Raw genomic sequence first — 13,179 nt, forward strand, 5'->3', positions numbered from 1 at the left:
CTCTGGCTGTCCCGCACCACCGCAAACGTCCGGGGGGGGGGGGGGGCGCCCGTGCTCCCCGCCCCCGCTTCCGTCACCCGCACCAACCCCGACACGGTCGCGAAGTTCGCCGCGGGCGGCACCCGGTGACCGGGCCCCGCGGCCGCCGGCTCCCCCGCAGCTCCGACCTCCTCCCCCGATGATCGCCTAGGACGACGATGCCCGCACGGAAGGGAGCCCGGCGCCGCCTCGGCTCCATACGTCTCTCCCTGATCCTCCTGGCCCTGGTTCCCGGCGTCACGCTGGCCGCCGTGTGGGGGGTGACGACGATCCAGATGTTCTCGGAGGGCCTGCGGCTGCGCTCGCAGACGGAACTGAGCCGCGACACCGGGGCCATGGGCACCGAGGCGACGCTCGCCCTACAGAAGGAGCGCAGCCTGTCGGCCGCCTGGCTGGCCGCGCCCGAGGGCGACCGGGCGGAACTGGAGGCGCAGCGCAGGAAGACGGACGAGGCGGTCGCCCAGCTGGTCGGCCAGTCCGACGCGATCGAGCACGCGCCCTCCCGGGTCTCGGACCGGCTGTACTCGGTGCTCGGCTCGGTGGGCAGCCTGGAGTACTACCGCAACCAGGTCGACGACCCGAGCGACATCACCCCCGAGCAGGCGCTCGACCAGTACACCTCGATCATCGACGAGCAGGTCCACGCCTTCCAGGAACTCTCGCAGGTCGACGACGGCGACCTCACCTCGCAGGCCGGGCCGCTGGTCGCCCTGGAGCACGCGGCCGAACTGGCCTCCCAGGAGGACGCCCGGCTCACCCTGGCCTGGCCGTCCGACCGGATGGACGAGCAGCAGTGGGCGCACTTCGCGCAACTGGTGCACACCCGGCGCTGGCTGGTCCAGGACCAGATCGTCCCCTCCCTCAGCGGCAGCGCGAAGACGCAGACCGAGCGGATCCTGGCCAGCCCCGAGTGGCAGACGCTCCAGAAGGTCGAGGACCGGGTGCTCGCGGCCCGCGCGGCGAACGGGGAGGACCGGATCGACCTGCCCGACCTGCGGGAGCAGTGGACCGCGGCGTTCGCGAAGGTCTCCGACGCGTACGGGAAGCTGATCCGGCAGCAGACCGGAGGGCTGCTCGACCGCAGCGCCGACGAGGCGCGCCAGCTGCTGATCACGGCGGCCTCCCTCAGCGCCGGCGGCCTGGTCGCCCTGCTCCTGTGCGTCGGCATGTCCTGGCGCATCACACGCTCGCTGTCGAGGCGGCTGCGCGGGCTGCGGCTGGCCACGCTGAGCCTGGCCGAGGAGCGGCTGCCCGACGTGGTGGCGCGGCTGGAGCGGGGCGAGAAGGTCGACGTGGAGTCGGCGACCCCGCCGCTGGACTACGGCCGCGACGAACTCGGCCAGGTCGCCCAGGCGTTCAACACGGCGCAGCGCACCGCCGTGCACACCGCCGTCGAACTCGCCGACACCCGGCGCGGCTTCCAGAAGGTGATCCTGGGCATCGCCCGGCAGAGCCAGAACCTCGTCAACATGCAGCTCGGCAAGCTGGACGCCCTGGAGCGCGAGCACACCGACCCCGAGATCCTCAAGGGTCTGTACGAACTGGACTCCACGGCCAGCCAGTTGCGCCGGTACGAGGAGAACCTGGTCATCATCAGCGGTGAGCAGCCCAGGCGCACCTGGCGCGAGCCCGTCTCGCTGGTCGACATCCTGCGCAGCGCCGTCGGCGAGGTGGCCGAGTACCAGCGCGTGGAACTGCACACCGACGAGGAGGTGGCGCTCGCGCCGCCCGCGGTCGCCGACGTGATCCACCTGCTCGCCGAGCTGATCGACAACGCGACGGCCTACTCCCCCGCGCCCCACCCGGTCGGGGTGCGCGCGGCGCTGGTGGCCAAGGGGCTGGCCGTCGAGATCGAGGACCGCGGGCTCGGTCTGTCCGAGGAGGACTACGCGGCGTTCAACGAGCAGTTGGCGGTGGCCCCGCAGTTCGACGTGGTGGCGCTCGCCGACGACCTGCGGCTCGGCATGTTCGTCGTCGCCCGCCTCGCGCACCGGCACGGCATCACCGTCACGCTGCGTTCCTCGCCCTACGGCGGGACCACGGCGATCGTGCTGATCCCGCACGACATCGTGGTGCGGGAGCCGGTCGACGGGGCGCCCGCCGCCTCCGCGTCGGCGTCCGCGGACGGGCCGGTCTCCGGGGCTTCCGCGTCCGGCGAGTCCGTCGACCCCGCCGCGTCGCGCCCGTCGGAGGCGGGCCCGGTTCCCGCCGGGCCGTCCGTGCGGCCGCGGCCGGTACCCGCGAGCCGGGCCGAGACCGTCGCCCCCACCGCTCCCGCCTCCGCGTCCGCCCCCGAGCCGCATGGCTTGGCGCCGCTGCCCCGCAGGGTTCCGCAGACCAGCCTCGCCGCCGAGCTGAGGGACGAGGACACCGTCGGCGGCCGGGACGACGCGCCCGACGACTACGCCGACTTCACGGCCGAGCGCGCCGCGTCGTCCCTCGCCGGATTCCAGCGCGGCACGCTGCGGGCCCAGGCCGACGACGGCCCGGACGACACCGACGGGCAGGTGTTCTCCTCCTCCGCCGCCCCCTCCTCTCCCACCGCCGACCGCCGACCGCCGACGAAGGACACCCGATGACCCGACCCTCCCCCGCCACGCACAGCGAGCTGGACCAGTTGCTCACCGGACTCGTGGAGCGGGTCGCCGACGTGAACCAGGCGGTGGTGCTCTCCGAGGACGGGCTGGTCGTCAGCAAGTCCACCGGGTTCCTGCGGGACGACGCCGAGCGGCTCGCGGCGACCGCGTCGGGCCTGATGAGCCTCAGCAAGGGCGTCAGCATGGACTTCCGCGGCGGCCCGGTGCGCCAGGCGCTCATCGAGATGGCCAACAGCTACCTGATCCTCAGCTCCGCGGGTCCCGGCGCCCACCTGGTCGTGCTCACCGGGCCGAACGCGGACGTCGGCGTGGTGGCGTACCAGATGAACATGCTGGTGAAGAAGATCGGCGAGCACCTGAGCGCGGCACCGCGGGCCACCGCGGGACCCGGCGAGTGACGTGACCGGAGGCGACGCGGGGGGCCGGCTCGTGCGGCCGTTCACCCTGACCGGCGGCCGGACCCGGCCCAGCCGCGCCGACTTCACCCTCATCACGACGGTGACCGCGGTCGACCCGCAGCCCACCCGGGGCGCACGGCCACAGCCCGAGCACCTGCGGATCCTGCGGCTGTGCGCCGAGCCGGTGGCCGTCGCGGAGGTCGCGGCCCGCCTCGACCTGCCGGTGAGCGTGGTGGTCATCCTGCTCTCCGACCTGCTGGAGGCCGGCCGGATCACCGCCCGGCCGCCGCACCTCGTCTCGCGCGCCAACCCGGACCTGGACCTGCTGCAGAAAGTGAGGGACGGCCTTGGCCGGCTCTGACCGCGCCGCTGAGGCGCCCACGGCATCCGCGCGCGCGACCGCGCCCGACGCCGTCAAGATCCTGATCGCCGGCGGTTTCGGCGTCGGCAAGACCACCATGGTGGGCTCGGTCAGCGAGATCGCCCCGCTGCGCACCGAGGAACCGCTGACCGCGGCGGGACTCGACGTCGACGACCTCGCCGGCATCGAGGAGAAGCGGGCCACCACCGTGGCCCTGGACTTCGGGCGGATCACCATCGGCCGGGAACTGGTGCTGTACCTCTTCGGCACGCCCGGTCAGCAGCGGTTCTGGTTCATGTGGAACGACCTGGCGATCGGCGCGCTCGGGGCGGTGGTGCTGGTCGACGTCCGCAGGCCCGAGTCGAGCTTCGCCGCCATCGACTTCTTCGAGCGGCGGGGCATCCCGTTCGTGGTCGGCGTCAACGGCTTCCACGGGCGGCATCCGTACCCGGCGGCGGAGATCCGCGAGGCCCTCGCGCTGCCGGAGCACGTGCAGGTGCTGCTGTGCGACGCGCGGGAGCGGACCTCCAGCCGGGACGTCCTCATCGCCCTGATCGACCAGCTGATCGACGCCGCGACCGGGGCCGCGGCGTCGTAGCGAGTCGTCTTCGGGCGTTCGTCGGGCGAGGCGTCCGTCAGACGAGACCCGCGGACTTGAGCCACTCCTTGGCCACGTCCAGCGGGTCCTTCTTGTCCAGCTGGACCTGGGCGTCCAGGTCCAGGAGGGTCTTGGTGTCCAGCTTGGCGGAGACCGCGTTGAGCGTGGCCACGCCCTCCTTGGACAGCCCCTCCTTGGTGACCAGCGGGGTCACGTTCGCGTAGCCGAAGAGGTTCTCCGGGTCCTTCAGGACGACGAACTTCTCCTTGATGATGGTCGGGTCGGTGGTGAAGACGTCCGCCGCCTGCACGGTGTTCTTCGTCAGCGCGGACTGGGTCAGCGGGCCGCCCGCGTCGAGCGCCTTGAAGGACTTGAACTTCAGCCCGTACACCGACTCAAGGCCCTTCAGACCCTGCTGCCGGGTCTGGAACTCGGGCGAGCCGCCGATCGTCAGGTCCGGGGCGACCTCCTTGAGGTCGGCGAGCGTCGACTCCGCGGTGAGACCGTACTTCTTCGCGGTCTCGGCGTTGACGCTCACCGAGTCCTTGTTCTCGGCCGGCGACGACTCCAGCACGGTCAGCTTCTTGTCGAGCTTGGCCTTCACGGCCTCGTTGACCGCGTCGGCGGACTGCTGCTCGGCCTCGGGGTCGAGGTAGGCCAGCAGGGAGCCGTTGTACTCGGGCAGTACCGTGACCGAGCCGTTCTTCATCAGGCCGTACGTCGTCTCCCTGCTGCCTATGTTGTGCTTGTAGGTGACCTTGAGGCCCTTGGCCTTCAGCGCCTCGCCGTAGATGTCGGCGAGCAGGGTGCTCTCGGCGAAGTTGTTCGAGCCGACGACGACGGTGCCGGCCTTCGCCTTCTCGCCGGCCAGCGGATTGTCGGACGTGTCGTCGGAGTCGGAGGAACAGCCCGCGAGCAGCGCCGCCGCGGCGGTGAGCGCGACGGCCGCCGCGCCGGAGTGCCTCGTCCTGGACCAGCTGCTCTTCCTGGTAGAAGTCATCCATCGATCCAAACGAGCCAGATGTCGGTCAGTCAAGAACAGCCTGGTTACGGTTTCCTTTACAGCCGTCACGGCCGTTGCGGCTGTTTCTCAGCGCCGCCGCACGCCCGGCGACACCGCCAGCCGTCCCGCCGCCCAGAACGCCGCGAGGGTGACCAGCGCCAGGAGGGCCACCAGTGTGGCGCCGCCGACCACCTTCTCGTAGTCGCGCTGGTAGAGCCCGTCGATGATGTACCGGCCGATCCCGCCGAGGGAGACGTACGCCGCGATGGTCGCCGTAGACACGACCTGGATGCCGGCGGAGCGCAGCCCGCTGAGGACGAGCGGCAGGGCGACGGGCAGTTCCACCCGGAACAGGATGCTCGACTCGTGCATGCCCATGCCGCGCGCGGCGTCCACGGGTGAGGGGTCGACGGAGCGGACCGCCTCGTAGGTGGTCACCAGGATCGGCGGGATCGCGAGGATGACCAGTGGGACCATCACGGGCAGCAGGCCGATGCCGACCACGACGGCGATCAGCACCAGCAGACCGAAGCTGGGCAGCGCGCGGGCGGCGGTGGCGACGAACGCGACGGCGTTGCCGCCGCGCCCGGTGTGCCCGGTCAGCAGTCCGACGGGCAGGCCGATCGCGGTGGCGAGGCCGAGCGCCATCAGCGTGTACTGGACGTGTTCCAGCAGGCGCTGCGGGATGCCGTCGTAGCCGTGCCACTGGGCACTGTCGCTGAAGAAGGCGTTGACGAAGTTGAGTACGTTCACCGGGCCGACGCCTCCTTCGGCTCGGGCAGCTCCCGCCGTGCGGCGGACTCCTTGGGGCGCCGGCCCTTGCCGCGCGGCATCCACGGGGTCAGCAGGTTCCGGATCAGGACGAGCACCGCGTCGCACAGGACGGCCAGTACGGCGGTGGTCAGGACGGAGTTGACCGCCAGCTCCGGCCGGCCGTACTTCTGGGCGTCCGCGAGCAGGTTGCCGAGGGCGCCCTGGTTGCCGATCAGGGCGCCGACGCTGACCAGCGAGATGCTCGCCGACACGGCCACGCGGAGCCCGGCGAGGATGGCGGGCACCGCGATCGGCAACTGCACCTGGAGATAGCGCCGTACCGGTCCGAAGCCCATGGCGGTCGACGCGGCCAGGGTCTCCTCGGGCACCGAACGCACACCGTCCACGATCGCCGGGACCAGCACGACCAGGCTGTACACGGCCAGCGGGATCATCACCGTCAGCTCGGTCTGGCCGGTGTAGTCGATGAGGACGACGAAGACGGCCAGCGACGGGACGGCGTAGAAGACGGTGGTCACGCCGAGCACCGGCGGGTACAGCCAGCGGAAGCGCACGCACAGCTGGGCGACGGGCAGCGCGGCCAGCAGTCCGGCCAGCACCGGCAGCAGCGCCTCGCGCAGGTGCAGGCCGATCAGGCCGAAGTAGGTGTTGTCGAGGTCGCTCGGGATGTCGAAGAAGCCGTTCACGGCGCGACCTTCGTGACGGCGGGCCCGGCGTCGGACGCCTCGGCGGCGGCCATGCCGCCGTGGGCCGTACGGATCGCCTCGGCGATGGTCTGCTGGGAGACGACACCGGTCACCCGGCCGTCGGCGTCCACGGCGACCGCCCAGCCGGTGGGCGAGAGGACGGCGCAGTCGAGGGCGGCGCGCAGCGAGTCCGTGCCGGGCACGAAGGGCCGCCCGTGGGACAGCAGCCGCTCGGGGGCGATGTCCCCGGCGGTCAGGTCCTCCGGCCGGGCCCAGCCCAGCGGCCTGTCGTCCGCGTCGGTCACCAGCAGGTAGGGGGCATCGGCCGCGGCGGGCCGCCCCTCGGTGGCGCCGGTGCGCACGACCGGGTCGCGGGTCAGGTCCAGGCCGGCGGACGGGAAGAAGGAGAGCCGCCGGATGCCGCGGTCGGCGCCGAGGAAGTCCTCGACGAACTCGTCCGCGGGGTCGGACAGCAGCTCGGCGGGCGGCGCGAACTGGGCGAGCCGGCCGCCGGTGCGCATCACCGCGACCATGGTGCCCAGCTTGATGGCCTCGTCGATGTCGTGGGTGACGAAGACGATGGTCTTGCCCAGTTCGTCCTGGATGCGCAGGAGTTCGTCCTGGAGGCCCTTGCGGACCACGGGGTCGACGGCGGAGAACGGCTCGTCCATGAGCAGCACCGGCGGATCGGCGGCGAGCGCCCGGGCCACGCCGACGCGCTGCTGCTGGCCGCCGGAGAGCTGGTACGGGTAGCGCTTGGCGAGGGCGGCGTCCAGCCCCACCCGTTCCATCAGCTCCGCCGCCCGTTCCCGGGACTTCTGCTTTCCCCAGCCGATCATGCGGGGCACGGTCGCGATGTTGTCGAGGATCGTCCGGTGCTGGAAGAGCCCGGCGTTCTGGATGACGTAGCCCATCGAGCGGCGCAGCGTGGTGACCGGCTGCCGGCCGAGGTCCTCGCCGTCGAGGAGGATGGTGCCCTCGGTGGGCTCGACCATCCTGTTGATCATCCGCAGGGTCGTCGTCTTGCCGCAGCCCGAGGGTCCGACGAGGACGGTTATCGCGCGGTCGGGTATCTCCAGCGACAGGTGGTCGACCGCCACGGTGCCGTCCGGGTACCGCTTGGTGACTGAGTCCATCCGTATCAAAACGCCGAATACCCTTCGGGTCTGGCAGAAGCTGCCCGCTCCGGCCGCGATCGGTGGGGCCGTCGCCGGTCGAGTGTAGACGGCGGTTCCGCGGGGCCCGTTGGTCCGGGGCGACACCTTCCGTCGCCGAGACCGTAGTCAGGGCGGCGAGCCGGGCGCGACGGTGTTCACCGTGACGCTCCCGGCCGCCGCCCGGTGACTTGGCCGCCGCCCGGTGACTTGGCCGCCGCCCGGTGACTTGGCCGCCGCCCGGTGACTTGGCCGCCGCCCGGTGACTTGGCCGCCGCCCGGTGACTCGTCCGCAGCCCGGTGACTCGTCCGCAGCCCGGTGGCTCGTCCGCGCCCGGTGGCTCAGCCCTCCGCGGGCGTCAGCCGCAGCGAGATGCTGTTGATGCAGTACCGCTGGTCGGTCGGGGTCGCGTAGCCCTCGCCCTGGAAGACGTGCCCGAGGTGCGAGCCGCAGCGGGCGCAGCGCACCTCGGTGCGCACCATCCCGTGCGAGCGGTCCTCGATCAGCTCGACGGCGTCGGTGTCCTTCGGGTCGAAGAAGGACGGCCAGCCGCAGTGCGACTCGAACTTGGTGGTGGAGGTGAACAGCTCCGCGCCGCAGGCCCGGCAGGAGTAGACGCCCTCGGTCTTGGTGTCGGTGTACTCACCGGTGAAGGCCGGTTCGGTGCCGGCCTGGCGCAGGACGGCGTACTCGGCCGGGGCCAGCTCCGCGCGCCACTGCTCGTCCGGCTTCTCGACGTCGTACGACATGAGTCCTCAGCCCCTTAGTTTCCGGTGCTCGACAGCTGGTCCAGGATGCGCGGTCCGAGGTCGGTGACGTCGCCCGCGCCCATGGTGAGAACGAGATCGCCGGCCTTCGCCATTCCCGCGACGACCGCGGGCGCCCCGGCCTTGTCGTGGACCGGGGTGACGTCGGCGCCCGCGGCCCGGGCAGCCTCGATGATCAGGTCGCTGGTGATGCCCGGGATCGGGTCCTCGCGGGCCGGGTAGATGTCGAGGACGACCGAGGCGTCCGCCAGGGACAGGGCCTGGCCCATCTCCCTGCCCAGTTCCTGGGTGCGGGAGAAGAGGTGCGGCTGGAAGAGGACCAGGATGCGGGCGTCGCCGACCGCGGCGCGCATGGCCTCCAGGTCGGCCGTCATCTCGGTGGGGTGGTGCGCGTAGGAGTCGACGACCTGGACACCGGCCGCCTCGCCCTTGAGCTGGAGGCGCCGCTTGACGCCCGTGTAAGCGGCCAGGGCGGGGGCCAGTTCGGCGGCGGGGACGCCGAGGGCGGCGCCCGCGGCGAGAGCGGCGACGGCATTGTGGGCGTAGTGGCGGCCGGGGACGGAGACCGCGAAGGTCAGCTCCGTGCCGTCCAGCACCACCGTGACCTCGCTCTTCAGGCCCTGCGGGACGACCGACAGGATGCGTACGTCGGCGCCCTCGGACTCCCCGTAGGTCACGGTCCGCACCTTGCCGGCCAGTCGCCGGGTCAGCTCCCGGGCGCCCTCCTGGTCGGCCGCGATCACCAGGGTGCCGCCGGGGACGATCCGGTCGGCGAAGGTCTCGAAGGACTCGTAGATCTCGTCCATCGAGGCGTAGTTGGCGTGGTGGTCCAGCTCGACGTTGAGGACGATGGCGACCTCGGGGGCGTACTTGTGGAAGCTGCGGTCGCTTTCGTCCGCCTCGGCGACGAAGATCTCGCCGTCACCGTGCAGGGCGTTGGAGCCGGGCGCGTCCAGGTCGCCGCCGATGGCGTACGACGGGTTCAGGCCCAGCTCGGACAGGCTGACGGCCAGCATCGAGGTGGTGGTGGTCTTGCCGTGGGTGCCGGCGACCGCGATCGGGCGCGCGCCGTTCATCAGGGCGGCGAGCGCGTCGGAGCGGTGCACGACCGGCACGCCCAGCTCGGCGGCGCGGGCCAGCTCCGGATTGTCCGGGCGGATCGCGGACGACACGACTACGCAGCTCGCGTCGTCGGCGAGGTGCTCCGCCGCGTGCCCGATGTGCACGGTGGCGCCCAGGGCGCGCAGCGCCTCGGCGGTCTCGGACTCCTTGGCGTCACTGCCCGCCACCTCGGCGCCGCGCTGGGCGAGGATCCTGGCGATGCCCGACATTCCGGCGCCGCCGATGCCGATGAAGTGCGGTCGGTCCATGGCGGTGGGAAGGCCGGGTGCCATGCGCTGTTCTCCCAGGGGTGCGGCGGGTGGTCTGCTGGTGGGCGCGTCCCCTGGGCGGGGGCGCGGCACCAGCCTATGCCTTGCTGTGGGAGAACAGTTTCAGGACCGGCACGCCGACCTTGTGCCGGGCCCTGGAGGCCCAGTCACGGTGGAAGAACTCCTCCACGTAGTGCGGGTCCGTCAGGACGATCACCTCGTCGGCGCCGATCTCCAGGACCAGGGACTTCAGCTCGTCCAGCGGGTGGTCCTCGATCAGCCGGCCGTCGGCCTCGGCGCCGGACGCGCGCAGGGCGGTGAGGGACACCTCCAGTGCGCGCCGGCCGACGCTCAGCGCGTCGTCGCCCTCGGGCGTCTCCCGCTCCCGGACGGCGTCGTCCAGTTCGCCGAGCGCGACGTCGTCGATCGCTCTCAGCAGCCTGTCGGCCTGGTCGCCGCGCGGCTGGAGCAGCACGTGGAACGCGACCGTCTCCTCGCCGTGCAAGGTGGTGACGAACTCCACGTCGGCGGACGTCAGGGCCTTCTCGATCATCAAAACGCTTGTGAACACCAGGCGCCCCTTCTCCTTCGAGGACCCGTGGGCCCACCCTCCGTAGGCCGTACCGGACCCTGCGGAAACCATCCTGCCCCGTGATCGCACGGGTACTGCCGGAATCAGTGTGCCCGGCGCGGACTAAACGGAACGGAAGATTCCGCCGATTCCCGGATGTGCGGTAACGACCGAACCCGTGTCCGGTGGCCGTCGCCTGCCCGGGAGGGGGTGTCCTAGTCGCGCCGGTACCGGCTGAAGAGGAAACCTTCCTCCTCCAGGAGGGACGCCAGCGCGAACCGCCGCGGCACGCCGACCGGGGGCCCGCCCGCGATCCGCTGGGCGTCCCCGGCGGTGAGCATCGGGGACACGGTCAGGCACAGCTCGTCGAGCACACCGGCCGCGACGAACTGGCCCAGCAGCCGCGGGCCGCCCTCGGTCAGCAGCCGGGTGTGTCCGAGGGCGGCGAGCGCGCGCACGGCGCGGGCGGGGTCGACGCCGACGCCGTCCCCGGCGATCACGACCCGGGCGCCCGCCTTCTCGGCGGCCGTGATCCGGTCCGGGGGCGCGGCGGCTCCGGTCAGGATCAGCGTGGGCACCAGGGGGGAGGTGAACAGCGGCAGGGAGAGGTCCAGCTCCAGGCTCGCGCTGACCACCGCGACCGCGGGCACGGGCGACTGCCCGGCCGCCCGCCGCGCCTCGGCGAACTCCGCACGCGCGCGTGCCGGGCGGTACCCCTCCTGCCGTACGGTCTCGGCGCCGGCGACCACCACGTCGGCGAGCGCGCGCAGGGTGCCGAAGACGCGCATGTCGGCCGCGCTGGAGATGGGCTGGGAACGGCCGTCGTGCTGGGCGGCGCCGTCGAGGGTGGACACCATGTTGGCCCGCAGCCACGCCTCACGCCGCCCGTCCGGCGCGGGATAGGCGTAGGCGTCCGCCAGCTCGGCCAGGCTCCACTCCCGATCACCCCCGTCGGAGCCCGGGCCCGGCCCGGGGCCGGCTGTCCGATCGATCACAGGGAACAGACGTCGCATGAGGTGCAGTCTTCCACGCCCCGCGATCCCGAACCCGCACGGCCGTGCGGCCGTGCGGCCCCGAGTGAGCCTGGCGACGCCGAGGAACACCGGGCGACGCCGGGTGCCGTCGCGCTGCCCGCCCAGGGCCCCGGACCGCAGGGCCTACCATGGACCACCGTGTCGCCCTCCTCCTCCGCCTCCGGCCCTGGGTCCACCCCGATAGCCGGGGCCGCCCCCCTGTCCCTGTGTGCCCGTGAGCCGCATGTGCCCGCCGACCACCTGGTCGCCGAGATGGTGCCGCCGCCGCGGTTCGACTCGGTCCGGTTCGGGACCTACGTGCCGGATCCGAACCAGCCCAGCCAGCACGAGGCCGTACGGGTTCTGGAGGAGTTCGCGGGCGGGCTGGGCGAGGCGCCCGGCGCGGGTGCCGGGCGGCGCGGGTTCTTCGGGCTCGGGCGGAGCAAGGCGCCGAAGGCCCCCGCCGGCCCGCGCGGCGTCTACCTCGACGGCGGCTACGGCGTCGGCAAGACCCACCTGCTGGCCTCCCTGTGGCACGCCACCCCCGCCGACCCCTCCCGCAAGGCCTTCGGCACCTTCGTCGAGCTGACCAACCTCGTCGGCGCCCTCGGCTTCCAGCAGACCGTGCGGACGCTCTCCGGGCACCGCCTCCTGTGCATCGACGAGTTCGAGCTGGACGACCCCGGCGACACCGTCCTCGTCTCCAGCCTGCTCGCCCGGCTCGTCGAGGCCGGCGTGGCGCTCGCCGCCACCTCCAACACGCTGCCGGGCAAGCTCGGCGAGGGCCGCTTCGCGGCGGTGGACTTCCTGCGCGAGATCCAGGGCCTGTCCGCCCACTTCCGCGCCCTGCGCATCGACGGCGAGGACTACCGCCACCGCGGCCTGCCCGAGGCCCCGGCGCCGCACTCCGACGAGCAGGTCACCCGGGCGGCGCGGGCCACCGCGGGTGCCTCGCTCGACGACTTCGGCGCGCTCCTCGACCACCTCGCCCGCGTCCACCCCAGCCGCTACGGCGCCCTGACCGACGGCCTCGCGGCGGTGTGCCTCACGGGGGTGCGCCCGGTGCCGGACCAGTCGACGGCGCTGCGCCTCGTGGTGCTCGCGGACCGCCTCTACGACCGCGAGGTGCCCGTCCTCGCGTCCGGACTGCCCTTCGACCAACTCTTCGGCGAGGACATGCTGAAGGGCGGCTACCGCAAGAAGTACTTCCGGGCGATCTCCCGGCTCACCGCACTGGCCCGGGACGCCGCGCACCTGGTCGACGGACCCGACGCGCCCTGAGAACGGCCCGTTTCGCGCCAACCGACCCGCGTTTTTCAGGCTCTCTTCAGCTCGTAACGCTACGTTAACCCTGCGAAGCTCTTTGCAGGGTTAACGTGTTTCTTGACCACGCATTGACTGTGCGTTGACCAAGCGATGACCGTGCACCGGCCATGCACCGGCACATATCGAAGGCGTGAAATGCCTGGAGGGGGGCGCATGTTCCGAGGCGCGACGGCGCGGACGCGGATTCCGTTCCCCGCCGCCGTCCTGGTCGCCCTCCTGCTGTTCGCTCCGGCCGCATCCTTCGCATTCGCGCACACGAGCCGTGATGCCTTGGCCAACGCCCATCCCGGAACCACCCTCTCCGGCACGGCGTCGCACGACGAGCGGGCCACCTGTCACGACAGCGGCCGCTCCGGGAACGCCCACGATGCCGCTCGCGTCCGCGACCGGCACCGCACCACCACCGCGCCCCAGTCCGGGGGCCCCCCGCGCCCCCCCCGGGGGGGGCGCCGGGGCCGCGGCCGCCCGCCCGCCCCCCCCCCCCCCCCCAACCCCCCCCGCCCCCCCCCCCCCGGCCCGGA

13 protein-coding genes are annotated in these 13,179 nt (G+C 72.5%); 5 read left to right on the plus strand and 8 right to left on the minus strand.

Annotated elements, in window-relative coordinates:
• The first annotated feature begins 197 nt into the window (after window positions 1–197).
• Genes ACFWR9_RS39500 through ACFWR9_RS39515 form a run of 4 tightly spaced genes read left to right on the plus strand, consistent with a single transcriptional unit; the run spans window position 198 to window position 3,993 of the window.
• Entirely contained in the window at window positions 198–2,618 is a 2,421-nt protein-coding gene (locus ACFWR9_RS39500; protein ID WP_383851587.1) for a nitrate- and nitrite sensing domain-containing protein, read from the plus strand.
• Window positions 2,615–3,034, plus strand: a complete 420-nt coding sequence (locus ACFWR9_RS39505; protein WP_125494684.1) for a roadblock/LC7 domain-containing protein — start codon at window positions 2,615–2,617, stop codon at window positions 3,032–3,034. Before ACFWR9_RS39500 ends, ACFWR9_RS39505 begins: the two co-directional genes overlap by 4 nt.
• 1 nt (window position 3,035) lies before the next feature.
• Window positions 3,036–3,395 (plus strand): DUF742 domain-containing protein, encoded by a 360-nt coding sequence (locus ACFWR9_RS39510; protein ID WP_307015720.1) that lies wholly within the window; start codon window positions 3,036–3,038, stop codon window positions 3,393–3,395.
• Complete coding sequence (locus ACFWR9_RS39515) at window positions 3,382–3,993, plus strand: ATP/GTP-binding protein (RefSeq protein ID WP_307015719.1); 612 nt, start codon at window positions 3,382–3,384, stop codon at window positions 3,991–3,993. Before ACFWR9_RS39510 ends, ACFWR9_RS39515 begins: the two co-directional genes overlap by 14 nt.
• Window positions 3,994–4,030: 37 nt before the next feature.
• Here ACFWR9_RS39515 and ACFWR9_RS39520 read toward each other — a convergent pair whose 3' ends face one another.
• The 8 genes from ACFWR9_RS39520 to ACFWR9_RS39555 all read right to left on the minus strand — a co-directional run bounded on the left by ACFWR9_RS39520 (window position 4,031) and on the right by ACFWR9_RS39555 (window position 11,332).
• On the minus strand, window positions 4,031–4,993 hold the full coding sequence (locus ACFWR9_RS39520) for an ABC transporter substrate-binding protein (RefSeq protein WP_383851590.1): 963 nt from the start codon (window positions 4,991–4,993) through the stop codon (window positions 4,031–4,033).
• Between the two features lie 90 nt (window positions 4,994–5,083).
• Window positions 5,084–5,749 carry an ABC transporter permease gene (locus ACFWR9_RS39525; protein ID WP_383851593.1) on the minus strand — a complete coding sequence of 222 codons (666 nt, stop codon included), beginning with the start codon at window positions 5,747–5,749 and terminating at the stop codon, window positions 5,084–5,086.
• A complete protein-coding gene (locus tag ACFWR9_RS39530; protein WP_234960018.1) occupies window positions 5,746–6,456 on the minus strand; it encodes an ABC transporter permease subunit in 711 nt (236 codons plus the stop codon). Before ACFWR9_RS39530 ends, ACFWR9_RS39525 begins: the two co-directional genes overlap by 4 nt.
• Window positions 6,453–7,601, minus strand: a complete 1,149-nt coding sequence (locus ACFWR9_RS39535; protein ID WP_383851596.1) for an ABC transporter ATP-binding protein — start codon at window positions 7,599–7,601, stop codon at window positions 6,453–6,455. Before ACFWR9_RS39535 ends, ACFWR9_RS39530 begins: the two co-directional genes overlap by 4 nt.
• 351 nt (window positions 7,602–7,952) lie before the next feature.
• The gene (gene msrB / locus ACFWR9_RS39540) at window positions 7,953–8,360 is read right to left on the minus strand and encodes a peptide-methionine (R)-S-oxide reductase MsrB (protein ID WP_383851598.1); all 408 of its coding nucleotides are present in this window, start codon (window positions 8,358–8,360) and stop codon (window positions 7,953–7,955) included.
• 14 nt (window positions 8,361–8,374) lie between these two features.
• Complete coding sequence (gene murC, locus ACFWR9_RS39545) at window positions 8,375–9,772, minus strand: UDP-N-acetylmuramate--L-alanine ligase (RefSeq protein WP_383851601.1); 1,398 nt, start codon at window positions 9,770–9,772, stop codon at window positions 8,375–8,377.
• A 73-nt stretch (window positions 9,773–9,845) separates the two neighbouring features.
• Window positions 9,846–10,319, minus strand: coding sequence for an indole-3-glycerol phosphate synthase (locus tag ACFWR9_RS39550; RefSeq protein WP_383851603.1), 474 nt, complete (start codon window positions 10,317–10,319; stop codon window positions 9,846–9,848).
• Between the two features lie 215 nt (window positions 10,320–10,534).
• Window positions 10,535–11,332 carry a pyrimidine reductase family protein gene (locus tag ACFWR9_RS39555; protein ID WP_383851606.1) on the minus strand — a complete coding sequence of 266 codons (798 nt, stop codon included), beginning with the start codon at window positions 11,330–11,332 and terminating at the stop codon, window positions 10,535–10,537.
• A 159-nt stretch (window positions 11,333–11,491) separates the two neighbouring features.
• Between ACFWR9_RS39555 and zapE the strand changes: the two genes are divergently transcribed.
• Complete coding sequence (gene zapE, locus ACFWR9_RS39560; protein WP_383851609.1) at window positions 11,492–12,613, plus strand: cell division protein ZapE; 1,122 nt, start codon at window positions 11,492–11,494, stop codon at window positions 12,611–12,613.
• Window positions 12,614–13,179: the final 566 nt, after the last annotated feature.

The sequence above is a fragment of the Streptomyces sp. NPDC058534 genome, assembly GCF_042717365.1.
In the GTDB taxonomy this organism is placed as follows: Bacteria; Actinomycetota; Actinomycetes; order Streptomycetales; family Streptomycetaceae; genus Streptomyces.

Bases quoted from the DNA above. Each gene is read 5' to 3' on its own strand.
- ACFWR9_RS39500 (WP_383851587.1), top strand. From the start codon at position 198: ATGCCCGCACGGAAGGGAGCCCGGCGCCGCCTCGGCTCCATACGTCTC.
- ACFWR9_RS39505 (WP_125494684.1), top strand. From the start codon at position 2,615: ATGACCCGACCCTCCCCCGCCACGCACAGCGAGCTGGACCAGTTGCTC.
- ACFWR9_RS39520 (WP_383851590.1), bottom strand. From the start codon at position 4,993: ATGACTTCTACCAGGAAGAGCAGCTGGTCCAGGACGAGGCACTCCGGC.
- msrB (WP_383851598.1), bottom strand. From the start codon at position 8,360: ATGTCGTACGACGTCGAGAAGCCGGACGAGCAGTGGCGCGCGGAGCTG.
- murC (WP_383851601.1), bottom strand. From the start codon at position 9,772: ATGGCACCCGGCCTTCCCACCGCCATGGACCGACCGCACTTCATCGGC.
- ACFWR9_RS39555 (WP_383851606.1), bottom strand. From the start codon at position 11,332: ATGCGACGTCTGTTCCCTGTGATCGATCGGACAGCCGGCCCCGGGCCG.